Here is a 26,807-nt window from a genome sequence, read left to right on the forward strand (position 1 = left end):
AAAACGGGTAAGTTACTCTAATAGCACACATGAGGAGGCCACGATTATGACAGCAAATCAAACGGATCAGCATCAGGGACACCCGATTGTGCTTGTGGACGGAGTTTGTCATTTCTGCCAAGGATTAACGCAGTGGATTATCAAGCGCGACCCTGAGGGGAAATTTCATTTTGCATCACTTCAATCGGATGTAGCGAAAAAATTGCTGGAGAAGGGCAATCAGTCCACAGACAGCATGGATACGTTTGTACTCATTGAGGATGGAAAATATTATACACGTTCAACAGCTGCGCTGCGTCTTGCCAAAGGATTGAAATTCCCTTATCCATTATTGTATGTGTTAATTATTGTACCGAAATTTATTCGAAATGCCATATATAACACGGTAGCTCGTAACCGATATCGCTGGTTCGGTAAAGATGAAGCGTGTATGCTGCCTACACCTGAAATTAAGGATCGATTCCTTTAAAAGGATGAAGTGTGACATATTGTATCGGTGGATTGATTAATAACGGAAATAATTGGGTAATGAGTACGGATCAATTCTATTTTTAGGGAGGCAAATAACTTGAAGAAGTGGACTACATTAATTATTGGGGCATTATTAGCAGTAAGTATGACAGCTTGCGGAAGCGATGCAGATAACAGTACAGCAACGCCGCCAGCTGGCAACGAAACATCTAACGAGGGTAATACAACTGCGGAGCAGGAGACAAAGATCCCTACATTGGACGAATTAATTGAGAAAACGAATGCAGCGACTAAAGACATGAAAAGCTTCACTACGGAAGCCAATATTGATCAAAATTTGAAGCTGGAGGCTGGCGAGCAGTCCCAGGATCAACAGGTGAAAACATCGCTGAAGATGGATATCATCAAAGATCCGATGATGATCTATCAGGAGATGAAAATGGAAATGTCCGGACAGGAAGCGCAGAACGTGAAGCAGTACATCACTTCGGATAACATTTATTCGCAGGTGGGGGACCAATGGGTCAAAATCCCTGACGAGCAAACGAAACCACTGATTGAGCAGATGAAGGCAAGCATGAATCCGGAAGGTGAACTGGAGCAATTCAAAAAGATTGCCGAAGACACCAAAATTACGGAAGAAGGCGACAACTACGTTATTAACGCTGACGTATCGGGTGATAACGTGAAGGAGCTGGCCAAAGCGGTCATGGAGCAAAACGGATCGGATGCACAAACTCAAGCGATGCTTGATCAAATGAATATTACCAGCATGAAAATGAAATATATGATCAACAAAGAAAACTATCTGCCTGCAAGTACGGATGTCAACATGGTCATGGATATGGAGCAGGAAGGACAGAAAATCTCGATGGACATGAAAATGACCAGCACGTTCTCTAACCATAATGGCGTGAAAGAGATCAAGATCCCACAAGAAGCATTGGATAGTGCTAAATAAAAAGCGTACGAATAAGCGGGTGTGATTCTCTCTGATGTGAAGTTGGCCTGGTTAGAGCTGCTATGATGTGAATCTTCTGGAGAAGACACTTCTGATATGAATTTGTGTGAACCGACAGGCTCGCCTGATCCATTCAGAGGTGTTTTTCTTTTTTTTTTTTTGTACGCGTTGTGGTCAGAGTCCAAGGTGTTATAGTATAGTCGTGTAAGCGACTGAATTAAGAGTTGATGGGAAGTTGAAGGAAGGCTATTTCAGGAAGGAGGTCAAAGAAATGATTGAATATGCACACATCCACCACGTGAGTCTGGCTGTACGTGATCTGGAGGTTGCGAAGAAATTCTATTCCGGTTTGCTCCGCATGCAGGAGATTGAACGTCCGCCTTTCAACTCCACAGGCACATGGTATGCCATTGGTGGTCAACAGCTTCATCTATTACAGCACCCGCAGGGACACACTCTTCGTGAGGCTGGCATCGATACAACGGATGGACACTTTGCGATCTGGGTGAAAAGTTACAAGGAGACTTTGGCCTGGCTGGAACAGCAGGGAATTGAATATGAGGCAAGACCAGATAGTGTTGCCGGGTTTGCACAGATTTTTGTACTTGATCCTGACCGCAATATTATTGAGTTTGATGCACCTTATCATTCTTGAGTGGATTTGCGTTTGAATAAATCCCTTGCTCCCCCAGAAATTGTATGCTATATTATCCATACATTCATAGCACGTGACGGAAGCACCGTCCATACACTGCATATTCTTGCGGTTATTGGACGGTGCTTTTTTGTGCTTTTTTAGCAGGGAGGGAAGAAGAATTGATTGTTCTTAAGGCAGTGCTGGCTTCCAAAGACAGAGAGTATATCAGCGCCTGGCTTGATTTTGTACAAGGCAGCCCGTCCGGCTCCGGTATACGATTTACCGCCTTTTCACAATGGGAACCGTTCAGGGATCACATGAATGAACAGGAAGGCAGGGAACAGCCCGATCTAGTGATTGCGGAGCCCGAGTTTCTGAACCATTGGCTGGGTAACGGCGGCGAAACCTCGGGTATTCCATGGCTGATGCTTAGTGAAGGATTAGATGAAGTCGATGAGGATAAACGGCTGATGAAGTATCAACCTTTGCCTACACTGATGGACGCTGTTCTCAATGCTTGTCGGCAGCCACGTCGGAAGAAGGCTCATCGTCCAGGACAGGGGACGCTTTCCATTGGAGTTGTATCAGCTTCCGGCGGGAGTGGCAAGACTGCGGTTGCGATGCATATGGCGAAGCAACTGGGGGGTGCGGGATATGCTGTTCTGTATCTCAATCTGGAGACGCTGGATAGTTCGATGCCGTTTCTGGAGAAAGGTCTGTCTAGAAGTGGACAGCGTATACCTGACATAGAAACAGGGCTGTCACGTCTGCTTTACGATTTGAAGGTGGGCAGGAAAGAATCGGGTAAACAGGGACAAGTACAATCTTCCTCCAAAGGGGTTGACGGATATGTGCTTCGTCAAGAAGCGCTGAAGTCAGATGTATTCTGGCCGTTATCGAATCGGAAGGAACTTCTGCAAATGTCCCGTGAGGATACGAAGAGCCTGATCCGTTATTTGGCTGACTGCGGCCAATATGATGTGCTCATTCTGGATGGGGATTCAGGTTGGGATGGACGCAGTGAGGGGATTTTCGATGCTGCAGATGCATTCGTGTGGCTGGTTGAGGATGACATCACTTCCATGCACCGCTGGGGTCAATGGATGCAGCATATGGAAAGGACAAGGCCGGATCTGCATGAAAGCGTACTGGATCGTGCCCGCTTCATTGTCAACAAGTATCGGGACAGTGTCATCAATGCCTTGCCGAGGCCCGATCTGCATCTGGATGCTGTACTGCCGTATATTCCTTCCTGGAAGCAGCTGAGTCAGGAGGAAGTGATGCTCAGCTCACCGATCTTTCAACGCGAAGTGAAGAAGCTATGCGCCATGATCGTACAGGATGGCGAAGAAGAACTGAAGCAGACAGGACGAATCCAGAAGGGTGAGGGGTGGTCACTATGATGGACTCATCCAAGATGATACTGGACCGTGAAGAGCAGTTTCAGATTATGCGTCGCGAGGTCAGGGCTGGCCTGGATTTAACGTCCTCTGCGGGGGACGAAGAACTGTGGCAGGGAATTGAGCGTAAAGTGCTCTCTGATCCGAACCTGGATGATCTGACCTCCGGGGAGCGTCATACGCTGGTGCAGCGGTTATTTGACTCCTTTCGAGGACTGGATATTCTGCAACCATTAGTGGATCATCCCGAGATTACGGAGATTATGATCAATAGCCACCGGGAGATTTTCGTTGAGCAGGAAGGTGAAGTCAGACAGATCACGCTGGAGTTCGAGTCCAGGGAACGACTGGAAGATATTATTCAGATGATTGTATCCGGGGTAAACCGGATTGTGAATGAGTCTTCTCCAATCGTGGATGCGAGGTTGAAAGACGGCTCGCGGGTCAATATCGTGCTGCCTCCGATTGCATTGAAGGGTCCGACCATGACGATTCGGAAATTCCCAAGTGAACCGATGAAGATGTCCGATCTGATTGGTAAAGGTGCCCTGCATGAGGAAGCGGCAGAATTGCTGCAGCAGTTGGTGCGCAGTAAATACAATATTTTTATCGGCGGCGGAACCGGGTCGGGGAAAACCACTTTTCTAAATGCATTATCTCAGTTTTTCCCTGCGGATGAACGGATCATCACGATTGAGGACTCTGCTGAATTGCAGATTGTCACAGTACCCAATCTGGTATCGCTGGAGACGCGTAATGCCAATACCGAGGGCAAGGGGCAAATATCCATTCGGGACCTGATCAAGTCATCCTTGCGGATGCGTCCAAATCGAATTGTCATTGGTGAGGTGAGGGGAGCAGAAGCGCTGGATATGTTACAGGCCATGAACACTGGACACGATGGAAGCTTGTCCACAGGGCACGCCAATACGATCTCCGATATGATCAGCAGATTGGAAACCATGGTGCTCAGTGGAGCGGATCTTCCCATTGCGGTTGTCCGGCAGCAGATTAGCTCGGCCATTGATATTTTTGTACATTTATCCCGGCTGCGTGACCGTTCACGTCGGGTGACCGAGATTAGCGAAGTGATTGGCATGCAGGACGGAGAAGTACTGCTCAATCCACTGTTTCGTTTCCAGGAAATCGAAGAAAAAGAAGGCAAGATTATTGGTGGACTCGTGCAAGTTGGAACGCTGAGACAAGTGGATAAAATTCAGATGGCTGGGCTAGGGGAATGGTTGAATGAGTACATAGAACGCAATAGTGATGAGTTGAATGAATCAGATAACAACGTAAATTAGTTGATTTTATTGGTAGGTGATGAAGTTGGGTGAGGCCAGACAGGCGTTAACGGACTACACCGTATATACGCTATCCCGGAGACAGCGGATTGTCTGCATGCTGATTAGTGGTTTGTTATTCTTTGGTGTCGGTATTCTGTTCTATCATCACTGGTTGGCCGGACTGATATTGGCTGCGGGGTGTATATGGGTACCAAAACACTGGACAAAAGTACTGCTGGAACGTAAAAGAATGACTCTAAGTTTACATTTTAAGCAGGCATTATATGCGTTGTCCTCCGCGCTCGCTGCGGGAAAATCGGTAGAGAATGGATTTAAGGAATCAGTGGAGGATCTGCGCATGCTGAATCCTGAGGCGGATACAGATCTTATTCGTGAATTCACCATTCTGAGGACGCGTATGGAATATGGTCAGCCCATTGAAGAGGCACTGCAAGACTTCTCGGATCGGGCCAAAATTGAGGATATCACAAACTTTGCCGATGTGTTCATCACTTGTAAGCGAACGGGTGGAGATCTGGTCGAAGTGGTGAGGCGAACCTCTGCGGTCATTGGTGAGAAGCTGGACATTCAGCAGGACATCATGGTAGCGGTGGCACAGAAGAAGTTTGAATCCAAAGTGATGTTTGCCGCTCCATTTATTTTTCTGATTTTTCTGAACTTTACGGCCAAGGATTTTATGGAGCCGTTATATAGCGGGATGGGATATATGATCTCTAGCGGGGCATTGGCGTTACTTGCCTGCTGTTATTTGTGGATTACACGCATTATGGATATCAAAGTATAAGGAGCTGACACGATGTTGCTTCCCGTTATTTTCGGAGGGGTGCTCGGAGCAGGGTGGCTGGTGCTTGATCGAACGCGAGGGCAGACCTACCGACATTTGCGTAAACTGGATATGGATGGATTGCGTCTGAAGAAGCTGCATGGCCCCTTTTTGTTTTTACTGGACAAGTTCGAGGTGGGCCGCAGATTGCCCGTGATCATGTTCCGCATGCAGCATGCCATTCAGAAAATGTATGGCATACAGCATAGTGGAGAGAAAACGATGCTCTACTGTGCTGAAATGCTGACTTACTCATGGTTGATGTTGCTCGTAGGCTGTCTTTTGTCGCTCGTTGGGGACATGGGGCTTGGCGGTATGGTAGGTGGATTGGCACTGGGTGTTGCACTTCCCTTTGCGCTTTACAAAGATCTTAACACCAAAGTGCAGCGAAGAGATCAGGACATACTGATGGAGCTGCCGGAGTTGTTGAACCGAATTGTCTTACTGGTTGGAGCGGGTGAAACGGTACAGCGTGCCATTGTTCACTGTGTAGCCAGTCAGGGAGAACGGAATCATCCCCTCTATAACGAGCTACGAAAGATGGTTGGGGATTGGAACAACGGTTATTCGTTTCAACAATCCTTTGAACAGTTCAGTCGCCGCTGTGGTGTACAGGAAGTGACGATATTTACAACAACAGTGCTGCTGAATTTCCGGCGAGGGGGAGGTGACTTTGTACTGGCGCTGCGAGATCTGTCCCATGTGTTGTGGGAGAAACGCAAGGCCGTTAGTCGGGCTAAGGGAGAACAGGCTTCTTCCAAACTGGTGTTTCCGATGGTACTGATCTTTTTTTCGATTGTAGTGATGATCGGGGCACCTGCTTTTATGATGATGAATATGTAGGAGGAATTGGAATGCTGGAATTGATGAAAAGCAAAGTAACTGGATTTTGGAAGGAAGAGGATGGGCTCGGTACGCTGGAGCTTATTCTGATCATCGGCGTTATTATCATTATTGCAGTGATATTTAGAAAGCAGATAGAGCTATTGGTGACAGACCTTCTTAAAAAAGTGGACACAAAAAGTAATGAATTTTTCCCGAATTCAAATTAGGCTGAAAAAGGAAGAAGGGAGCTTCACCATTGAAGCCTCCCTGGTCTTCCCTATTGTGTTGTTTATTCTCGTCCTGATTCTCTTTTTCTCCATGTACATGTATCAGAAGACATTTCTGAACCAACATGCGTATGCAGCTTCTGAACGTGCCGCCTACAGCTGGGACAATAGCCACAAGCAGCCAATGACAGGAGAAGTTGTGGCTGGGGAACATGACAACTTGTACTGGAGATTGACCGATGATCGATTGCTCGGAGCACTGTTTGGTTGGGCGGGAGCAGACAATGAGGTCATTGTTTCTGTACCCGCAGGGGAAGGCGGAAGTCTATCGGAAAAGAAACTTTCCCAAGCCGCACAAGGTATGCCTTCTGGCATGAACGGAACGATTGAATACCAGAACTCGCTGATCCAGCGAAAAGTTACAACCAAGCTGGATCAGGTGATTTCTTTACCACTGCCTTCTTTTTTATTTGACTCAGGTAACAGCGTACTTACACAAGGGACATCTGCAGTTGTAGAGCCTACTGAATTCATCCGAACGGTGGATCTGGTCCGTTATTATGCAGCCAAGTTTAAAGGCAAGGGCGGAGCCGCAGCCAGTACTGCCGCTGAAGCAGGACAGGTTGTACAGCATTTTGGCAAAACCAAAAAATGAGGAGAGGAGGAGGAAACACTGTTCAGAAAAAAAGACGGTGAATCTGGAGCCGTAACCGTGTTCTTGATCTTGATTTTGGCTGGAATCTTTATGTTTGTTTCCATTTTTATTGATTATGCTCGTATTGCTGCTTTCAAAGTACAGGCAGAACGAATGACGCATGCGGCGATGAGATCTGTGATGTCAGCCTATGATACTTCCTTGCGGGAGTATGGTCTATTTGGATACGGTGACAGCAGTGGTGAGGCCATCATGGCCAAGGTGCTGAATGATAGTGTGAAGCCCTCGGCTGTGAAAGATGGTTTTCCAATTTTGGATATCCAATGGGATACGACTTCACTAAGCATGGAGCGTGAACTGGGCAGATACGATATCTTTAATCGCCAAATTCAGGAGGATATGAAATATCGTGCGCCGGTTGATTTTACCCTGGAAGTGGTCAATCGTTTTAAGCCGATGTCAGAAGAGATGAAAGAAGCTGCTCATACTGTGGATTTGCTCAAAAAATTGCAAAAACTTTATGACAAACGTGAGGAATTGCTGGACGAAGCAATAGCCAATCAGACGGAATCGGCCGATAAGCTGAAGAGTCTGCCCGCACTGATCATGAATCCACCTTCCTCTGCCATTTACGACGAGATGTTAAGAGAGACGCCAGAGACAGCTGCTGAAGTAGCAGCGCGTTATGCGGATTATCTAAATAAAAAACAAATGGATGAGGGACTGCCATTCAACCAGCAGCAGTACATGCTAGAGCTGGCTCGTTATCGAACAGGCGTAGGGAATGTGGCGACAGGCATAAGCATGATCATACAACCAGCATTGCAGGCTCACCAGACAAAATTGGAGGAAGCCCAAGCCAAGATTGAAGAAGCTCGCAAGATCAATGAGGAAATGAAGCGGGTAATCGCTGAGGGGGAGAACCGTTCACAGAATGCCAGTTATGAAAAAGTAGGCAACTCAACGCTGCCTGGGACGAGCCCTCCGTCTACCGGATCGGGAAGTGAAGCCAAGAGTACACGCTCCCTTGCTTCTGAACTTGTAAGAGCTGACACAATATTCGATCAGTTAAATGCACGTGTACGCTCACAAAATTCGGATTTCGCCAATGTCAGAAATGACAGCATGGAGCTTAATACGCAGCTTCGTTCGGTTACGGTAATGAGTGGTGTTTCCATTAAACCAGCGGTTAGACAGGCTAGCCAGGTCACAGAACGATACATGGACACTTACGTGAGAAGTGGACCCTCCAATGTCATTCTTCAAAGCAAACAGCTGTTGGAGAGTGGCCGCGGATCTGATGCCCAGCGCAAAGCGAATGACAAGGAATCCAAAGGGAAGTTGAAGGATGTTAAACGCATATTATCACAAATCGAAAAGGGAAGCTCAGGTTCCATGGAAGCCTTCAAACAATTGGAGGAGTACTACAACGCCAACATCGCTTTTAACCAAGCGAGCCGTGAGGAAGCCAAGAAGGCAGAGATTGCTGGTGATCCGTATGATTCTGGTGGTGACGCGATGAACGGGATGGACAGTTTGTTCAGCGGGATGTCCAATTTGCTGGATAGTCTTGGCGATGAGTTGTTTCAGAATGAGTATGCACTGGCGTATTTCAACTCGATGGATTTTGGACAGCTACTGGGCTGGACTGAAGGTAGTGGAGATGCTGGTGAAGTGTTCAAACTGGAAAATCAGGAACTGGAGTACATCGTATATGGTTTTCATAATCCTTCTGGGAACATTGCCGCTGCATATGCGGAGATCTTTGGCATGCGTCTGGCGATTCGAACTGCAGAAGGATTAATTGAGAATAGCAAGCTTGGCAATCCACTACTTGTATTATCTGCTGCGATTTTATACGGAATTACAAACGCTATAGCAGACATGGTGAAATTGGCTAAAGACGGTAGTGTGGAATTGTCCAAATATATCAAAGTCAAGCTTACATACAGGGACCATCTCCGTTTGTTCCTATTAATGCATAGCAACAATGAACGCAAAATGTCCAGAATGTTGGCTTTGATCCGATTGAATACCGGCGTGAATCCGGATGAGAAGCAGACATATGCTTCGGGAAACATGCGCAGTAGTATCAAATTATGGTTTTTACCAGGAGTCACAAGAAGTATAGGTGCTGTCATGGGTAGTGCAGACCAAGTAGAAGATGGGCGATTTTTCATTGATCGAAAGGCCGATTACTCCTATTGAATAATTCGGGTCGTTTCGGTGGAGGGATTATGGATAAGCAGCATCAGCAGGAAAAAGTTTTGGCATCTTTGCACAATCGACTAGCACGAATACACAGACTGGAAAGATTGAAATCTCTGACTAAACAGATACGTTCTATTCAGAAGGTGCATTCTCCAAAAAGTGAGCAGGGCAGCATTGTTTTGGAAGCCTCACTGGTTTTGCCTGTATTCCTGTTTTTTGTCATGTTCCTCATTTTTATCGTACAGATGACTTTAGTATCAACAGCGTTGCAGAGCACGGCAGGAGAAGCAGTAAAGCAGTTATCCACGAAAATATATCCGGTCTCCCTTGTATTCACGCCCTCTGATTCCGCAGGTAGTGGAGGCTCGGAGGGTGGTTGGAAAATACCGGAGCTGTCACTGACGGAATGGGCCGAAGAGTATGCCTCTTCGCTGCCAGAGCCGCTAAGCGATTGGGTACGTGCAGCCGCTGCCAGAGGTGAACAACCGTTACAGGAGATCAAGACTTCTGTTCTTGAGACAGTGCTTGATCCGACCGTTAAACCGCTGCTTCAGCCTTTTATTAATACTTCTGTACTGGATGTAGAGCGTGTGCATGTTAACGGTATTTCCATACCTGATCTCAAAAATAAAACGAATCCGTACTTTCGGCTTGAATTGAGCTATGAATTGCCTGTTAAAGTCCCCTTTCTAGGGAAATCTTTACGCATTCAAGCCGCTGCGGCAGAACGGGTATGGATCGGAGATACCGGAGAAGGCTCCAATAGTAGTGGAGGAGACGCGGATTCAGCTGGAGCAGCAACCGTGTTATCCAAGCCGGAACCAGCATACATAGGCAACAACGCGACAATTAAGGTCAAAGTAGAGCCCGGAGCTACAGCAAACTTGACGATATTTTACAAGTCCGGCGAAAGTTCAGCCAAGCATATCGGATGGGCGACTGCCGACGAAAATGGTGTGATTGAGTGGAATTGGTTTGTTGGTACACGTACAACGGAAGGCACATGGACATTTGTGGTAGAGACTGCGGATGGTGTCAAGACGGTGACTGAGTTTAATGTGGCTTCCAGAAAATAAGGAAGGAGATGATGGAGGTGGAGTGGTTTTACCTGGCCTGTGGTCTATATGTGATTGCAGCTTTTGTTACAGATGTTCGTTCGATGAAAATTCCAAATCGTTTGACTTTACCAGTGACTGTCGCGGGAGTGCTGGCCCATATCATCTGGGGAGGATGGGAGGGATTCCTGTTCTCAGCAGCCGGATTCGCGATTGGGTTTGGTGTCTTATTTCTAATGTATCTGATCGGGGCAGTGGGCGCGGGAGATGTTAAATTGTTTGGAGGAATTGGAGCTTGGACAGGGCTGGCCTTTGGCGTTCACGTTATTATTTACTCCGTTTTGTACGCAGGGGCAATTGGATTAGTCATTCTCTTGTTCCGTAGGGATTCTGCGAAGCGGATTCGTGGCATGGCAGGAAATCTTGCCGGTTTCTTCATGCTCGGTTCGCTCAAACTGGTCAATCAGGAAAAGACATTGAAGTTTCCCTTTATGCTGGCCGTATTGCCGGGATTCATTAGCGCCTATATCTATATGACTTAACTAAGCAATGGAAAGAGAGGATTGGCATGTATGGATTAACGAGAGATTTCATTCGAAACGGCGGATCGTTTATGGTTTTGGAGAAAGAGGAAGGGCTGCGAATGGACGAACTGAGCCGTGTTCAGATGGGCATGTTGTCTTCCAATCAAATCCCCCGACTTCTTCCAATTCATATCCGGGAGGTGGATCGAAATGTAACATTACAATATGATATTTCAGGATATAAGATGTTACCTCAGATGTTGAAGTCAGGAAAAATCAAACTCCGTGTGTTATATGGTCTATTGTTTCAACTGGCAGATACATTTACGGAATGTAGACAATATATGTTGGATTCACGTAAATTACAGATTCAGGAAGAGTACATATTTATCAATGGTTCACTTGAACTGGGAGAGCTTGGTTTGGTATACATTCCGATTGTCGATGCAGTTGAGGTCGATCCGACGCCTCAGCAATTCCGCGAACTGGTTATTAGGTTAATGGCCCATGTTCAGGAACTTCAGGGCGAAGGGATTCAGCGTGTCCTTCAGCTATGTGACAGTGAACAATGGGATATCAGACAACTGCGTGAACTTTTGCTTGAATTATATGCAGATGAACAGAGTGGTTCAGGCCAAGCATCGTTTATGTCTTCACGTGGGTCATCCGGCTCAACGGACAGTAAATTAGGAATTCCATTTTCTGCTATTCCAGAGCAGGGGAATGATCCCTTTTCCAATAGAAGTGGGCAAGATCAGTATCGTCAATTGGATCGAAATGGCGAAGCTGGGCACCAGTTGAAATCAGACCATCAACCGAGGGTATCTACAGCGGAGGAAAACAAACCGCTTAACAAACCCTTTTCGGGATTTTCCGGTAGACGTTCACCGATAGAGTTCTCATTGCAATCGAAGGGTGTTACGAATTCGTCACAGCGCCAAACGTTTGATTCACTACAGGACGATGATATGGAAAAGGACGAGAAGCAGGGATCTTCCAAAACGACTTATATCATTCTGGGCTGTATGATTGCCATGGCGTTGGTATGGAGATTCATCTATATGGAACAACCGGGGCAGACACAAATGATTCTATCTGCAGCATTAAGTGCTGGGTTGCTTGGAATCGCGGGTTGGGTATGGGTGACTAAAGGGAAATTTAGAAATTCGAAATCCAATCTGCTACGCAAAAAGATGCCGAATGAAGAATATACAGATGGTGAATTACAGGAGGGCTCATCTAATAAGCGATCTGCTTTATTTGGCTTGGGTAGAGGCAAAGGTAAGCAGAAAGAAAGCGAAGAAGAGATGTTTCAGGAGAGCTGGCGGTGGAATGCATCTGAAATTTCGCCAGAAGGTAACGCATATGCACAAGGTTACACGAGTCAACAGAACTCTGGTGATATGCAAAGTGCGCAATCAGAAGGGGAGCATTCTTTTGAATCCAGGTCATCTGTAGCAGGAAATTCTCGCTTTCAAAATCTACATATACCATCTGAGGCATCTGATGAACCTTTCGTTCAGCATAATGTCGAAGCCGTGGCTGCAACATCTGAGCTCGTCCGTCATCATGCGGCGGCTGATGCAACTGTAAATTTGCAGAGTGTTGCTGGCGGAAGCATTACAGGAGCAGGTCCAGTAGCACCTTCTTTTTATCTTGAACGCAGATCAGCAACCGGGGACAAAAATGAACGGATGGATGTCCGTGGAGCGTCGTTTGTTATTGGTCGATCGGCGGACATGGTTCAGTGGGTAGATTCAGCAACCGGCGTGTCCCGTGCTCATGTGGAATTGAGCCGGAACAAATCGGGCTATGTCATTAAGGATTTGGGCTCTGTGAATGGAACCATTTTCAAGGGCAATGTTCTTGCTCCATATAAAGAGTATCCACTGGAAGATGGAGATACCTTTATGTTGGCTGAGTCTGTTTACACGTATCGTTCAGTCGGATAGACCCCGGTGTTTCAGATCTTCCAGTGCATCGGTTAATGTAGGGAAGGTGAACTGGAATCCGTGATCCAACGCTTTTTGCGGGATAACCCGCTGTCCCTGAAGCAGCACGACAGAGAGTTCTCCGACCAGTGTTTTGATCAGAATTCCGGGTACAGGGAACCAGTGCGGACGATGATACACTTTGCCTACCGTGCGTCCGAATTCATCGTTGGTAACCGGGTTGGGCGAAGAGGCGTTCACCGGACCGGAGATTTCTTTATTTTGGATCGTGAAATCAATCAAACGCACAATATCCATAATATGAATCCAACTGGTCCACTGTTTGCCACTTCCCACCCTGCCCCCAACACCAAGCATATAAGGCAGTTTCATTAATGGAAAAGCCCCTTTTTTATGACCGAGCACGAGGCTAACACGAATCTTCACGAGTCTCACATGTTTGATAGCATCAGCCGCAACTTCCCATTGTTCAGAAACGCGGGATGGGAAATTCACCGATTTTTGTGGACTGTTCTCATCAAATGTTTCTGTTGGAGAGGTGCCATAGATTGCCATCGCAGATGCCTGTACGACTACCTCCGGCTTGTGCTCCAGTGAATCTACCAATTTGGCTACGCGCGCTACTGTAGTCACTCTGGAATCAACGATCTCCAGTTTCGCCTTGGTTGTCCAACGTTGATTCAACGTTTCTCCGGCCAGATTCACCAAGGCATCCATTCCTTCCAGCAAATGAGGCTGTTCCTCTACCTGTTCCCATGAGATATAAGTAAGGTTTTGGCTGGGATTATGTAAATTCGGGAGTTTACGTGTAATAACTTTCACATGATGGCCTGCCTGAAGCCAGTAATCAACGAGTGCTCCTCCGACAAAACCGGTACCTCCGCAAATCGCAATCTTCATCTTGGCGACCTCCTTGTTATTTTGACTATGCTGACATGTAATATTGGATCGACAAACAGCCCCGGGCGGTAAGCACTGCCTTGCTGGGAATGACTTACCTGACGGAGCATGTTTGCAAATATGTAAGCCTAATACATGTTCGGCTGAATTCTATGATCTATTTATTCATCAAATGTTTATAAGGCGAATAGTCAATGTGGTTTTTCTCCAGAAATTTCACCAGAAACTTATTATCCCGCTTCGGTGTGGCTATAATGTATCCTTTAATGCAATGATCTCTGGATACTTCAGGTGCATTATTTTCGTACGCAATTTTGCCGATTTCTGCTGCGATGGAATGTTTGGCGATATCTCGAAATGGTCCGGGTACGGGCTCTACAAGCTGGTCGAGAAAAGCTTTTGCTTCATCTGTCCATAAATGTCGGCTGGTTTCAACCCAGTGATTCTGCCAATCGAGTTTCGATTTTCCGTCTGCCTTCGGAAGCACTTTCAAAAACTTGCGCATCATAAAAAATCCGCCAATACACATACTTCCAAGCAAAAGAACGGTCCAGAATGCGATCGTGTTCATAAACCAATTGCTGGGGGAACTACTGGTCAACGTCAAAGCGTAGGAGCCGAAAATCATTGCGGAGTCACCTCGGTTTATTGATTTTCACGGAAAGACGGATTCCGCCCACCCATGTTCCAAATTACAGCTGTAAAAAATAGCCTATATCCCGAATTATAGCGCATTTCTAGATTTATTTCGATAATCGCGTTAGAATAAGGGATAATTCAGAAAAAGGGGGATTAATGATGCTGAAAATCGGCTCCCATGTGTCCTTTTCGGACAAGGGATTATTGAGTGCAACGAAGGAAGCGTCCTCGTACGGTTCCAGTTCGTTTATGATATATACGGGTGCACCGCAAAATACCCGCCGCAAGCCTATTGAGTCCATGTTTATTGAGGAAGGCAAGCTTGCGATGCAAGAGGGCGGAATGGAAGATATCGTTGTCCATGCGCCATACATTATTAACCTCGGATCATACAAAGAAAACACGTATGAGCTGGCCGTAAGTTTCCTTCAGGAAGAGATTCGTCGCACACATGCGATTGGTGTCAAAAATATCGTGCTGCATCCAGGCGCATTTACGGACAAGGATGCACACTATGGCATCGGACGTATTGCTGAAGGCTTGAATGAAGTGCTAGACGGTGTGAAAGAGACGGATGTGAATATCGCTCTGGAAACAATGGCTGGCAAAGGAACTGAAATGGGCCGCAGCTTCGAAGAGATCGCTCAGATCATGGAGAAGGTTACACACAATGAACGCCTAACTGTATGTATGGATACATGCCACATTCACGATGCAGGTTATGATATCGTGAACGACCTGGACGGTGTTCTTGAACAATTTGATCGTACGGTAGGGCTTGATCGCATTGCCGTAATGCATATTAATGATAGTAAGAACCCTGTGGGTGCGCACAAGGACCGTCATACACCGATTGGCTCCGGCTGGATTGGTTTTGAGGCAATTAACCGCATAGTTCATCATGAAGCTCTTCAGGGACGTCCGTTTATTTTGGAAACGCCATGGATTGGTAAAGAGGCCAAAACACAGCGTCCAATGTATGAAGCGGAGATTGCATTGCTTCGCGGGGATGTTGCTGGACGATTTGGTCCCGAATTCCTGACAGAAGTGGAACAATTGCACCATTTCTTCAAAGGAAAAGAGATTGAGTCCCGTTCGTATGTTCTGGATATCTGGACATTGCTCAAAAATGATGCTAAAGCGAAGAAGGCCGACCCACGTGAGCCGTTGGAACGTCTGTATGACCTCGTGGCTGAAGCTGCATTGTTCCCGCACTTGAATGAAGAACAACTGAATCATCGTTTGATCGCCTGGCTTGCAGGCAAAGAAATTTTTGTCACGGCCTAGTTGAAGGAGGAAAAATAACCCGATGGAGATTCACGCTAAACAAGTACGACCTGATGTTAAAAACCGCGCCGATCGGGCGCGGATGCTCATTTCCTGTCCGGATGGACCAGGAATTGTTGCCGCAGTTTCTCATTTTCTGCACCAGCATGGTGCAAACATTGTACAGTCGGACCAATACACAATGGACCCGGCTGGCGGCATGTTTTTTATGCGGATCGAGTTCGATCTTCCACAATTATCGTTGAACCTGCCTAAGCTGGAAGCTGATTTTGAAGAAGTGGCAAACCGATTCAAAATGGATTGGAGTCTTTCTGCGGTTAGCCGCAAGAAGAAACTCGCCATCTTTGTATCCAAGGAGGATCACTGTCTGGTTGAGCTGTTGTGGCAATGGCAGGCTGGCGATCTGGATGCAGACATCGCGCTTGTCGTGAGCAATCATCTGGATATGAAGGACTATGTAGAATCATTTGGCATTCCTTATCACCATATTCCGGTTACAGCAGATACGAAGAAGGAAGCGGAACAACGTCAGTTGGACGTCATCGGCAATGATATTGACGTGATTATTCTTGCGCGTTACATGCAGATCATTTCCCCGATGTTCATTGAGCATTACCGCAATCGCATTATTAACATTCATCACTCGTTCCTCCCTGCCTTTGTCGGCGGTAAACCGTATGCCCAAGCGTACAACCGAGGTGTCAAAATTATCGGTGCGACGGCTCACTATGTTACGGAAGAGCTGGATGGCGGACCGATCATTGAGCAGGACGTTCAGCGTGTAAGCCACGGGGATGATGTAACCGAGTTGAAACGCATTGGACGTACCATTGAGCGTGTAGTTCTTGCCCGTGCCGTCAAATGGCATGTTGAAGACCGTGTACTGGTTCATGAAAATAAAACCGTTGTATTTTAAGCTAATGCTTTAATACTGCGCAAGGTTGATTCGGAAAGATATATACTCTATTCCAAAAAAAAGAAAAGGCGGTTCCCTATTCATGTTTGAATGGGGGATCGCCTTTTTGGTTGTGCAGCCGCCATACATAACCGCACAAACCAACGGCCACGCCAAATAACAGATGCCCTGTCAGCCAGTAAAGTATGGCTTTTATATCATATAGATCAGGTACTCGACTCGACAGCTGAGAGAGCGGGATATATAGCAGGGAAGAGAGTGCGCCGATCAGGATGCCTCTGAGTATCGGATGACCTGAACGCTGAATCCACCATATGTAGAAGATACCGATGATTATGGAAACGATAAGATGCAGCACAAATTCGATGTATTCAGGTAATGTGGGCGGAAGCCATGAACAAAATCAATGTTCAGCAGCAAGGTATAGACTTTTTCACCGGTGTAAGTCTGAATAGCCTTTAAAAAGAACCCAAGCACCAGTCCGGATGTAAGGCCTGTTAAAACCCCGGCTTTCCAGGGTAATATGTGCTTTAGCGAATTTGTTGACTTTGCCAAATGTTCCGGCATATGCGAATCCTCCTTTCCATATGAAGTACAGCCTAATGTACACAAAAGTCCGATTTTTCCAATCATGATCAAGGACCATTATATGCAAAATCAACTTCGATATCTAAAATGAGTATGGTTTTCCGCTTAAAGGTTATACTTCATCCGATGGATTTGCGATGCTAGCTGAGCTAGAAGATATGTTGAAATGCTCAGTATGACACTCTTTTTGCGCAACTGGAAACAAATTCCTCGTCATAAACAGCCGAATTTTCCCGATCTTCTAAAAGAAGGTTATGGAAAACCTTCACGCCAAGTGATACAATAAAAAAGTGAATAAGTCAAAATGAAACACTCAAGCGGATTCACTTATTGTGAAATTCGGTTTGCTTGTATGATGAGAGGGATTCGCTTGCGCAACCCGACTTATCTAAAGACATGAGGAGGACAAACCATGACTGACAAGAACGAAGCGATTCAAAAGGAAGAAAACAACACCATCGACAATCTGTCAATCACTACCGTACGTACACTGGCGATTGATGCAATCGAGAAGGCAAATTCCGGACACCCGGGAATGCCTATGGGCTCCGCTCCAATGGGGTATCAACTTTTTGCAAAAACGATGACACATAACCCGGACCACCCAACTTGGGTTAACCGGGACCGTTTTGTCCTGTCCGCAGGACACGGCTCCATGTTGCTGTACAGCTTGCTTCACCTGAGCGGGTATGACCTGCCTATGGAACAATTGAAACAGTTCCGCCAATGGGGAAGCAAAACGCCGGGTCACCCGGAATTCGGACATACTGCAGGCGTTGATGCAACAACCGGACCACTGGGTCAAGGTATTGCAATGGCTGTAGGTATGGCTATGGCTGAAGCTCAACTGGGCGCAACATACAATAAAGACAAATTCAACGTAATCGACCACCACACGTACGCAATCTGTGGTGACGGTGACTTGATGGAAGGCGTATCCCATGAATCAGCTTCCCTGGCTGGACGTTTGCACCTGGGCAAATTGATCATGTTGTTCGACTCCAATGACATCACTTTGGATGGTAAATTGAACCTGTCTTCTTCTGAAAGCATTGCGAAGCGTTTTGAAGCTTACGGCTGGCAAGTGCTGCGCGTTGAAGATGGTAACGATCTGCCAGCAATCCAAAAAGCAATTGAGGAAGGTCAAGCAGATACGCTTCGTCCTACACTGATTGAAGTTAAAACGGTAATTGGTTACGGCAGCCCGAACAAACAAGGTAAAGGCGGCCACGGCGGTACTCACGGATCTCCACTGGGTGCAGACGAAGCCAAATTGACTAAAGAGTTTTACAAATGGGTTTACGAGGAAGATTTCCACGTTCCAACTGAAGTTCGCGAACACTTTGCACAAGTGAAAGATCGTGGTATCTCTGCAAACAAAGCATGGGACGAGAAATTGGCTGAGTACAAAAAAGCATTCCCTGAGCTGGCAGCTCAATTTGAAACGGCAATCAATGGCGACCTCCCAGAAGGTTGGGATCGTGATCTGCCTAAATATGCAGCAACAGACAAAGCTGTATCCACTCGTGTAGCATCCGGTAATGCACTGAACGGTTTGGCTCATAACGTGCCACAGCTGACAGGTGGATCTGCTGACTTGGAAAGCTCCACAATGACTCACCTGAACAACCTGGAGAACTTCTCACCTGAAGATTACTCCGGCCGCAACATTTACTTCGGTATCCGTGAATTCGGTATGGCTGGAGCAATGAACGGTATGGCACTGCACAGTGGTGTGAAAGTATTCGGAGGTACATTCTTCGTATTTACAGACTACCTGCGTCCAGCTGTTCGTTTGGCTGCCCTGATGGGTCTGCCTGTAACGTATGTCCTGACTCACGACAGTATCGCTGTTGGTGAAGATGGTCCTACTCACGAACCAATCGAGCAATTGGCATCCCTGCGTATCATTCCTAACCTGACAGTTATTCGTCCGGCTGACGGTAATGAAACTTCTGCAGCATGGGCTTACGCGCTTGAGAACAAGAGCAACCCGGTTGCACTCGTACTCACTCGTCAAAACTTGCCGATTCTGGAAGGTACCGTTGAAGGTTCCCGTGAGAACGTGAAACGTGGTGCGTATGTTGTCTCTGATGCAAAAGAAGGCAAAGCTGTTGCCCAAATCATCGCTACAGGTTCCGAAGTGCAACTGGCTGTCAAAGCCCAAGCAGCACTTGCTGAACAAGGCATCCAAGTTCGCGTAATCAGCATGCCGAGCTGGGATCTGTTCGAGAAACAGGACAAAGCATACAAAGAATCCGTCCTGCTTCCGGATGTTAAAGCTCGTCTGGCGATTGAAATGGCTCACCCAATGGGTTGGGAAAAATATGTCGGCGATCAAGGCGACATTCTCGGAATCAGCACATTTGGTGCATCCGCGCCTGGCGACCGTGTTATCCAGGAGTATGGCTTCACTGTGGATAACGTGGTTAGTCGCGTAAAAGCATTGCTATAATAGCTTCATAAACGCTGCAATGGACGGGATGCGCTCAACTGCGAGTCCTGCCCAGCAGCAAGTGAATTCCGGCAGAGAATGGGTGGGCGACCACCCTGATCTGTTTTGCCTTTTGTTTTCATTAACTTCAGGGGGAGCGGGTACGCATGTCACAGTTCGATCAAGTCAGTGTAGTGAAAGAGGCCAACATTTATTATGAGGGTCAGGTAACTAGCAGAACAGTTATTTTGGGGGATGGCAGCAAGGTGACTCTGGGCATTATGCTTCCAGGCAGTTATGAGTTCGGTACAGATTCCCGTGAGATTATGGAGATTCTGTCCGGCGATCTGAGAGTATTACTTCCCGGAGAAGAAGATTGGCAAGAGATTCAAGGTCAAGCTACGTTCCACGTGCCTGCCGAATCCAAATTTAAACTGGAGATACGCAGCGTTACCGACTACTGCTGTTCGTACCCGGCGGAATAATACAAGAAGGGTAACCAGAACCGCGACTCGCGGATTCGGTTAACCCTTTTTGCTTCTTAAACTCTAACGACAAAGTTCGTGCTGCAAGCTTGTCAGCCCTGTGGATTTGAAGTATCCTTAGGCTAAGTTGTTTAGAATGGAAAACGGAAAAAAAATACGCTACCGATATCAGGAGGTTTTATAGATCATGGCAAAAAAAGTGAAGTTTGACTACAGCACGGCCCTGCAATTCGTCAATCAGCATGAAGTGGACTATTTCGCTGAACCGATTCGTTTGGCTCACGAGCAGCTCCACAACGGAACGGGAACCGGATCGGATTATCTGGGTTGGATCGACCTGCCTACCGCTTATGACAAAGAAGAGTTCTCCCGTATTCAAAAAGCGGCTGCTAAAATCCAAAGCGATTCCGAAGTACTAATCGTTATCGGTATTGGTGGATCATACCTTGGTGCACGTGCAGCGATTGAGATGCTCACACACTCTTTCTACAACAATCTGCCTAAAGACAAACGCAAAACGCCTGAAATCTACTTTGCAGGAAACAACATCAGCTCCACGTATGTAACTCATTTGCTGGATCTGGTTGAAGGCAAAGACTTCTCCGTTAACGTCATCTCCAAATCCGGTACTACAACGGAGCCAGCGATTGCTTTCCGTATCTTCCGTGCAGCACTGGAGAAAAAATACGGTAAAGAAGAAGCTCGCAAACGTATCTACGCAACAACAGATAAAGAGCGCGGCGCACTGAAAAAACTGGCGAATGAAGAAGGCTATGAATCCTTCATTATCCCGGATGATGTAGGTGGACGTTACTCCGTTCTGACGGCTGTAGGTTTGCTGCCAATCGCAGCTGCCGGCATCAGTATCGAAGAAATGATGCAAGGTGCGGCTGACGCTTCCAAAGAATACAGCAATCCGAACGTAGCCGAGAACGAAGCATATCAATATGCAGCTGTTCGTAACGCACTGTATCGTAAAGGTAAAGGAACAGAAATCCTCGTGAACTATGAGCCATCCCTGCACTTTGTATCCGAATGGTGGAAACAGCTGTACGGAGAGAGTGAAGGTAAAGACTATAAAGGGATTTATCCTGCATCCGTTGATTTCTCGACTGACTTGCACTCCATGGGTCAATTCATTCAAGAAGGTAGCCGGAACATCTTTGAAACCGTGATTCAGGTTGCTGAAGTATCGGAGCATATCTCGATCGAAGCTGATCCGGATGATCTGGATGGTCTGAATTTCCTTGAAGGTAAAACGATGGACTTTGTTAACAAAAAAGCGTTCCAAGGAACACTGCTTGCACACACAGATGGTCAAGTACCAAACTTGATTGTGAACATTCCAGATATGTCTCCATATTCTTTCGGATATCTGGTATACTTCTTTGAAAAAGCATGCGGCATTAGTGGTTACCTGCTCGGAGTCAATCCATTTGACCAACCAGGCGTGGAAGCATACAAGAAAAATATGTTCGCTTTGCTGGGCAAACCAGGCTTTGAAGAAGAGAAAGCAGCGCTGGAAGCGAGACTTTCCGAATAATTCATCGGTCTGCTCATATAGTTAAATAAGGTAATGTAATTACATTTGGGATGTCATTGTGAAGCAATGGTTTCCCGGATGTTAAACCAAGGCAGTTCGTCCGCGTGCGCGCGGGGAACTGCTTTCTTGTAAAATGGATCAAATTGGAAAGTTGGATAGGGATGATTGAACGTTATCGGACGGTTCGAGGACCGGGCAATCTGGAAATTGTAATCAAAAAGTCGCGATTTATCGGTCATATTATGCCGGTCACGACGGAAGAAGAAGCCAACGCTTTTATTGATGAGATCAAGAAAAAACATTGGAATGCTACTCATAACTGCTCGGCGTACATGATTGGTGAGCGGGATGAGATCCAGAAGCAATCCGATGATGGTGAACCAAGCGGAACCGCTGGAAAGCCGATTCTTGAAGTCATCAAAAATCAGCAATTGAAAAATGTGGCTATTGTTGTTACACGTTACTTTGGGGGAATTATGCTTGGAGCAGGTGGGTTAATTCGCGCTTATACCGATGGAGCAGTTGCAGCCATTGAAGCGGGGGAAGCGATTACCAAAGTGCTCCATCGTGAAGTGTTTGTTGAACTGGATTATACATGGCTGGGCAAAGTGGAAAATGAATTAAGGAGCCGGGAAGTCCGTACAGGTGAAACTGGGTTCACCGATAAGGTTACGTTGACTTGTCTTCCGCCGGATAGTGAAACCGAGGCATTTGTGGCCTGGATCACAGATTTGACGCAAGGGCAATCCCGGATCACGGAGGGACAGCGGCTTTATTTTATTGAAGGGGAATAAAATATATGGCTAGAAGAGCAGTCGAACAGGAGTTGTCGAGGGAGCGGATACTGGAGGCGGCGAGGCATCTTTTTATTACCAAAGGATACCGCGCTATTTCGATGCGAAGCATCGGCCAGCATCTGGGCTATAGTCATGGGTCGCTGTATTATCATTTTAAGGAAAAGGCGGAGCTGTTTTATGCCATCGTGGTTGAAGATTTCAATCATCTGGGGCATTTACTGCTGCAAGCCATGGTCAGGCCAGTCATGGGCGGCGTGAGCAAGGTAGAACATATCATGATGGAGTTTATTCGTTTTGGTTTGGAGAATCCGTATCAGTACGAGATCATGTTCATGATTCGGGATGAGGAATTGCTATCGTATTGTCGTACCGAGCAAGGAAGGTGCTTTGAATTGTTTGCCTCCATTATTCGGCAATACATGAATGAAGAGGGCTGTACGGAAGAGGATATTCAATGTGTACCACGTACGCTGTTTTTGTCCATGCACGGATTCATATCGTATTATATTCAGGACCGTTTGACCTTTGCAGAGATTGAATCGGCCGCGTTGTCTCATGTCAAAGTACTCTGCCGTAATCTCCAACACCAGCCTGGCGTCCAATAAGGCGCTTTTGTCGCACTCCTACACTTCAGGGCGGTGAATTGTCATAACATTAATTCTTTATAACGTTGTCTCGCGAAAGTTTTCGCGCGAAGAATACCATGACAGGCGGGTTGCATCCCTAAAATAGGGTGGACCGCCTGTTTATTTTTGTTTCAATGGATGGCGAATCATTAGAAACGGGGATGAAATGGAGCTAGCCTTCCATGATTTTAAGGAAATATTCCCGCTGACGAGGACCATCAAATTCGCAAAAATAGATGCCCTGCCATCTGCCAAGCAGTAATCTGCCCTCATGTATAATCACCGTTTGTGATGGTCCGGTTGTGATTGATTTCAAGTGAGAAGCCGTATTTCCCTCAGCATGCCGGTATTCGGGATGTTCCCATGGGTATACTTCGTTCAGGCGAAGCAGTACGTCATGTTTGACGTCCGGGTCAGCATTTTCATTAATTGCAATACCTGCTGTCGTATGTGGACAATAAATCAATACCGTTCCATTCTGCACACCGCTGTCACGGACAACCTGCTCCACCTCCCGCGTAATATCTTTCATCTCATCCCGTCGGGATGTCGATAAATTCTTCGTGTATAACATATAAATCCACTCCTTTGCTCCAAATTGTCCTCTAGATTGTACCTTAACCATTACATACCAAACAAACCACTTAAATAAAGGGGATCAACGAAATCTGGGGATCATTTTATTCAATAAAAGCATTGACGATTAGCACTGCAAACTGGTAAAGTATCAGAAAAGCAAAAACCAAGTAGACTAATGGGAATAATATTGAAGTAATAAAATCCAACTTAGGAAAATGGTTGTACCAAAGCAGGAAGACTGCCGACCGGACATAGAACCGGAGGCTGGGAGGGAATGCAGCAATGAATACCGTTCTTCGTCATAAGGGATGGACTTGGGGATTCCGCAGTACCGTATTGCTATATTTTATCGTACTCATTGTACTTCCAATTATCGGTGTGTACGTCAATTCCTTCTCTGAAGGATGGAGCAACTTTATCCAAAGCATTATGGACCCAATCGCATGGAAAGCCGTGCTGTTAACGATCCGACTGGCAGTAATAGCCACGGTGATTAACGTCATTTTGGGAACCATGATTGCCTGGGTGCTGACACGTTATCGCTTTTTTGGGAGGTCGTTCCTTAACAGTCTGGTTGATCTTCCTTTTGCACTGCCAACAGCTGTTGGTGGCCTGATGATTATGCTGCTCCTGGGTCCGATTAGTGCCATTGGCAAACTGGCGGAGTCCATGGGGTTTGAAATTGTGTTTCACCAGCCTGCGATTGTGATCGCGATGACCTTTGTTACGTTTCCTTTTGTCATCCGTGCGGTGCAGCCTTTGCTCGAGGAGATCGATCCTTCAGAGGAAGAGGCATCCTACACGATGGGAGCATCGAAGGCGCGCACATTCAGGCAGGTCATTCTTCCGTCGATGGCTCCGGGCATGATTAGTGGGGGAATGCTTGCATTCTCCAGAGCACTGGCCGAATTTGGAGCAGTTGTGCTGGTGGCAGGCAACATTCCGGGAAGAACATTGACGGCTTCCGTATTTATTTACGGCGAGATCGAAAGTGACAATCCAACCGGTGCCGCGGCCGTTTCCGTACTGCTCTTAACACTCTCCTTCCTGATCCTCTGGCTCATTAATCTGGTGCAGATGCGGGGGAGAAGACGATGAGGCGACTATTAATCGGACTGACGTTTGCGGTGTTCATTGTACTGCTGATCATCCCGCTTGGACGTATTTTTATTGGTGCATTTGAAAACGGGGCAGGAGGATTCCTGGATGGGCTGTTGCGGCCTGAGGCGCTGCATGCCTTGATGATGACAGGACTTGTTGTACTTGTTGTCACGCTGTTAAATACATTGTTTGGCGTTATGATGGCCATCTATCTGGTTCGCGCCGGATGGCTGAGTGACCGGGTGAAAGGGCTGCTGAACAGCATTGTGGATCTGCCTTATGCCGTATCGCCCGTCATTGGCGGATTGATGATTGTGCTACTGCTGGGTCCCAACAGTATTATGGGAGCTTTTTTTGAAGGGATTGGATTCAACGTGGTGTATGCCTTCCCGGGCATGGTCATTGCAACGTTGTTTGTCACTTTTCCACTGATGGTCCGAGAGGTGATGCCTGTCTTGCAGGAGCTTGGATCTCAGCAGGAGGAGGCTGCGTCAACGCTTGGTGCATACGGCTGGAGAACGTTCTGGAGTGTTACCTGGCCTTCCATCCGCTGGGCGGTTGTATACGGTCTGGTGTTGACGGTTGCCCGCTCACTTGGGGAATTCGGTGCAGTGCTGGTTGTATCGGGTAACATTATGAACAAAACGCAGACGGCAACAACGCTTGTATATCAGGATGTTGAGAATTTTAACGTAGCTGCCGCAAATGGTGTGGCATTGGTACTGGTTACTTTTTCCGTCGGGCTTCTGCTTATGATGGAATGGGCCAAGAAGCGAAAGGAAGTGCATTGAGATGCATGTGGAAGTCCGTGATCTGAACAAACATTTCGGTGATTTTCATGCGGTAAAAGATGTCTCGTTCGATATTGCCAAAGGCCATCTGATCGGTTTGCTGGGACCCAGCGGAGGTGGGAAAACGTCCATTCTGCGTATGCTTGCAGGGCTGGAGAACCCGGGTTCCGGGGAGATTCGTTTTCACGGAAAGGTCGTAAACCATCTGCCTCCGCAGGAGCGGGGAATCGGATTTGTATTTCAGAACTATGCCTTGTTCAAACATATGACGGTATTTGATAATATCGCCTTTGGACTCAAGGTCAAAAAGACACCCAAAGCCCAGATCCGTGATCGGGTCATGGAGCTGGTGGAATTGACGGGACTGAAAGGTTTCGAACAGCGTTATCCACATCAGTTGTCTGGTGGACAGCGGCAGCGTGTCGCTTTTGCCAGAGCATTGGCCCCTGAGCCACAGCTGCTGCTGCTGGATGAACCGTTTGCCGCCATTGATGCCAAGATCCGTCAGGAACTGCGTTCGTGGCTGAGAGAGCTGATTGAGCGTGTGGGCATCACTTCGATCTTTGTAACCCATGACCAGGATGAAGCGATTGAAGTTGCCGACGAAATCATGATTATTAGCCAAGGACGGTTGGAGCAGAAGGGCACGCCATGGGATATATACAAAAATCCAGAGACGCCTTTTGTTGCCACATTTATCGGGGAATCCACCGTCGTGGAGGACGCTTCACAGCTCAAGGGCTTCGAACATGCGGTGGAAGGGGAGCGCACACGTGCGCTGATCCGGCCTGAGTATATCGAGATCGGTTTGAAAAACGAATTTAGCATGCTGTCCGCTACTGAAAAGGGGATCGTCAAACACCTTCATTTCCGTGGAAGTGAATGGATGGTGGAAGTGGAAGTTGAGGGCCATAAACTCATTACGTATCGTTCCCTGGAGAAAACAACCCTGCAAGTCGGTCAACAGATTCGGGTGCTCGTACATCGGGCATATCTGTTCAATGATACCCATAGCTGGGTTGTTGAGAACCGATTGAAGGAAGATCCAATGCCGGTCATTATCTAATCAGAAC

At 46.9% G+C, this 26,807-nt stretch carries 27 protein-coding genes; 23 read left to right on the forward strand and 4 right to left on the reverse strand.

The features are described from left to right. The first annotated feature begins 46 nt into the window (after positions 1-46). The 13 genes from ACFVQB_RS13175 (at position 47) to ACFVQB_RS13235 (ending at position 13,048) form a co-directional block, all read left to right on the forward strand. On the forward strand, positions 47-469 hold the full coding sequence (locus tag ACFVQB_RS13175) for a thiol-disulfide oxidoreductase DCC family protein (protein WP_379439269.1): 423 nt from the start codon (positions 47-49) through the stop codon (positions 467-469). 99 nt (positions 470-568) lie between these two features. Further along, the gene (locus ACFVQB_RS13180; RefSeq protein ID WP_379439272.1) at positions 569-1,432 is read left to right on the forward strand and encodes a DUF6612 family protein; all 864 of its coding nucleotides are present in this window, start codon (positions 569-571) and stop codon (positions 1,430-1,432) included. 271 nt (positions 1,433-1,703) lie between these two features. Then, positions 1,704-2,087: a VOC family protein gene (locus ACFVQB_RS13185; protein WP_379439275.1), complete on the forward strand. Its 384-nt coding sequence runs from the start codon at positions 1,704-1,706 to the stop codon at positions 2,085-2,087. A gap of 161 nt (positions 2,088-2,248) precedes the next feature. Next, positions 2,249-3,472, forward strand: coding sequence for a nucleotide-binding protein (locus ACFVQB_RS13190; RefSeq protein ID WP_379439278.1), 1,224 nt, complete (start codon positions 2,249-2,251; stop codon positions 3,470-3,472). Beyond that, complete coding sequence (locus tag ACFVQB_RS13195; protein WP_379439752.1) at positions 3,472-4,773, forward strand: TadA family conjugal transfer-associated ATPase; 1,302 nt, start codon at positions 3,472-3,474, stop codon at positions 4,771-4,773. The genes ACFVQB_RS13190 and ACFVQB_RS13195 overlap by 1 nt, the downstream gene beginning before the upstream one ends. A 19-nt stretch (positions 4,774-4,792) precedes the next feature. Beyond that, a complete protein-coding gene (locus tag ACFVQB_RS13200) occupies positions 4,793-5,560 on the forward strand; it encodes a type II secretion system F family protein (protein WP_379439280.1) in 768 nt (255 codons plus the stop codon). Positions 5,561-5,572: 12 nt separating this feature from the next. After that, complete coding sequence (locus ACFVQB_RS13205; protein WP_379439283.1) at positions 5,573-6,442, forward strand: type II secretion system F family protein; 870 nt, start codon at positions 5,573-5,575, stop codon at positions 6,440-6,442. 11 nt (positions 6,443-6,453) lie between these two features. Beyond that, positions 6,454-6,651 carry a Flp1 family type IVb pilin gene (locus ACFVQB_RS13210; RefSeq protein ID WP_379439286.1) on the forward strand — a complete coding sequence of 66 codons (198 nt, stop codon included), beginning with the start codon at positions 6,454-6,456 and terminating at the stop codon, positions 6,649-6,651. Further along, on the forward strand, positions 6,626-7,306 hold the full coding sequence (locus ACFVQB_RS13215) for a TadE/TadG family type IV pilus assembly protein (protein ID WP_379439288.1): 681 nt from the start codon (positions 6,626-6,628) through the stop codon (positions 7,304-7,306). Before ACFVQB_RS13210 ends, ACFVQB_RS13215 begins: the two co-directional genes overlap by 26 nt. 57 nt (positions 7,307-7,363) lie before the next feature. After that, positions 7,364-9,514, forward strand: a complete 2,151-nt coding sequence (locus tag ACFVQB_RS13220) for a hypothetical protein (RefSeq protein ID WP_379439290.1) — start codon at positions 7,364-7,366, stop codon at positions 9,512-9,514. Between the two features lie 29 nt (positions 9,515-9,543). Then, a complete protein-coding gene (locus ACFVQB_RS13225; protein ID WP_379439293.1) occupies positions 9,544-10,593 on the forward strand; it encodes a pilus assembly protein in 1,050 nt (349 codons plus the stop codon). Positions 10,594-10,604: 11 nt separating this feature from the next. Next, positions 10,605-11,114 (forward strand): A24 family peptidase, encoded by a 510-nt coding sequence (locus ACFVQB_RS13230; protein ID WP_379439755.1) that lies wholly within the window; start codon positions 10,605-10,607, stop codon positions 11,112-11,114. 26 nt (positions 11,115-11,140) lie between these two features. Beyond that, positions 11,141-13,048: a DUF6382 domain-containing protein gene (locus ACFVQB_RS13235; RefSeq protein ID WP_379439296.1), complete on the forward strand. Its 1,908-nt coding sequence runs from the start codon at positions 11,141-11,143 to the stop codon at positions 13,046-13,048. Here ACFVQB_RS13235 and ACFVQB_RS13240 read toward each other — a convergent pair. After that, positions 13,037-13,948, reverse strand: a complete 912-nt coding sequence (locus ACFVQB_RS13240; protein ID WP_379439299.1) for a TIGR01777 family oxidoreductase — start codon at positions 13,946-13,948, stop codon at positions 13,037-13,039. The two genes, ACFVQB_RS13235 and ACFVQB_RS13240, sit on opposite strands and share 12 nt — an antisense overlap. Before the next feature lie 157 nt (positions 13,949-14,105). Then, a complete protein-coding gene (locus ACFVQB_RS13245; RefSeq protein WP_379439302.1) occupies positions 14,106-14,576 on the reverse strand; it encodes a DUF2621 domain-containing protein in 471 nt (156 codons plus the stop codon). A gap of 170 nt (positions 14,577-14,746) precedes the next feature. Here ACFVQB_RS13245 and ACFVQB_RS13250 point away from each other — a divergent pair, with 170 nt between their 5' ends. After that, positions 14,747-15,874 carry a deoxyribonuclease IV gene (locus tag ACFVQB_RS13250; protein WP_163756535.1) on the forward strand — a complete coding sequence of 376 codons (1,128 nt, stop codon included), beginning with the start codon at positions 14,747-14,749 and terminating at the stop codon, positions 15,872-15,874. A gap of 22 nt (positions 15,875-15,896) precedes the next feature. Then, on the forward strand, positions 15,897-16,790 hold the full coding sequence (purU, locus tag ACFVQB_RS13255) for a formyltetrahydrofolate deformylase (RefSeq protein WP_063564406.1): 894 nt from the start codon (positions 15,897-15,899) through the stop codon (positions 16,788-16,790). A gap of 333 nt (positions 16,791-17,123) precedes the next feature. On the opposite strand, the gene ACFVQB_RS13260 is transcribed toward purU, so the two are convergent. Continuing rightward, positions 17,124-17,357, reverse strand: a complete 234-nt coding sequence (locus tag ACFVQB_RS13260; protein ID WP_379439305.1) for a hypothetical protein — start codon at positions 17,355-17,357, stop codon at positions 17,124-17,126. A gap of 433 nt (positions 17,358-17,790) precedes the next feature. Here ACFVQB_RS13260 and tkt point away from each other — a divergent pair, with 433 nt between their 5' ends. The 5 genes from tkt to ACFVQB_RS13285 all read left to right on the forward strand — a co-directional run bounded on the left by tkt (position 17,791) and on the right by ACFVQB_RS13285 (position 23,242). Beyond that, positions 17,791-19,833, forward strand: a complete 2,043-nt coding sequence (gene tkt, locus ACFVQB_RS13265) for a transketolase (protein WP_379439308.1) — start codon at positions 17,791-17,793, stop codon at positions 19,831-19,833. Between the two features lie 146 nt (positions 19,834-19,979). Next, the gene (ppnP, locus tag ACFVQB_RS13270; RefSeq protein ID WP_053781719.1) at positions 19,980-20,297 is read left to right on the forward strand and encodes a pyrimidine/purine nucleoside phosphorylase; all 318 of its coding nucleotides are present in this window, start codon (positions 19,980-19,982) and stop codon (positions 20,295-20,297) included. Between the two features lie 187 nt (positions 20,298-20,484). Continuing rightward, positions 20,485-21,840: a glucose-6-phosphate isomerase gene (locus tag ACFVQB_RS13275; protein ID WP_076291734.1), complete on the forward strand. Its 1,356-nt coding sequence runs from the start codon at positions 20,485-20,487 to the stop codon at positions 21,838-21,840. 161 nt (positions 21,841-22,001) lie between these two features. Further along, positions 22,002-22,634, forward strand: coding sequence for a YigZ family protein (locus ACFVQB_RS13280; protein WP_072734274.1), 633 nt, complete (start codon positions 22,002-22,004; stop codon positions 22,632-22,634). A gap of 5 nt (positions 22,635-22,639) precedes the next feature. Next, the gene (locus tag ACFVQB_RS13285; RefSeq protein WP_063564400.1) at positions 22,640-23,242 is read left to right on the forward strand and encodes a TetR/AcrR family transcriptional regulator; all 603 of its coding nucleotides are present in this window, start codon (positions 22,640-22,642) and stop codon (positions 23,240-23,242) included. Between the two features lie 193 nt (positions 23,243-23,435). Here the strand turns inward: ACFVQB_RS13285 and ACFVQB_RS13290 are convergent, their stop codons facing one another. Continuing rightward, a complete protein-coding gene (locus ACFVQB_RS13290; RefSeq protein ID WP_179265500.1) occupies positions 23,436-23,837 on the reverse strand; it encodes a secondary thiamine-phosphate synthase enzyme YjbQ in 402 nt (133 codons plus the stop codon). A gap of 287 nt (positions 23,838-24,124) precedes the next feature. Here ACFVQB_RS13290 and cysT point away from each other — a divergent pair, with 287 nt between their 5' ends. The 3 genes from cysT to ACFVQB_RS13305 are packed head-to-tail and all read left to right on the forward strand — an operon-like array spanning position 24,125 to position 26,800. Next, positions 24,125-24,940, forward strand: coding sequence for a sulfate ABC transporter permease subunit CysT (gene cysT / locus ACFVQB_RS13295; protein WP_063564398.1), 816 nt, complete (start codon positions 24,125-24,127; stop codon positions 24,938-24,940). Next, complete coding sequence (locus ACFVQB_RS13300) at positions 24,937-25,734, forward strand: sulfate ABC transporter permease subunit (protein ID WP_379439317.1); 798 nt, start codon at positions 24,937-24,939, stop codon at positions 25,732-25,734. The genes cysT and ACFVQB_RS13300 overlap by 4 nt, the downstream gene beginning before the upstream one ends. A gap of 1 nt (position 25,735) precedes the next feature. Further along, complete coding sequence (locus ACFVQB_RS13305) at positions 25,736-26,800, forward strand: sulfate/molybdate ABC transporter ATP-binding protein (RefSeq protein ID WP_109998137.1); 1,065 nt, start codon at positions 25,736-25,738, stop codon at positions 26,798-26,800. The last annotated feature ends 7 nt before the right edge of the window (positions 26,801-26,807 follow it).

The organism is Paenibacillus sp. NPDC057886, from assembly GCF_042796655.1.
GTDB lineage: Bacteria > Bacillota > Bacilli > Paenibacillales > Paenibacillaceae > Paenibacillus.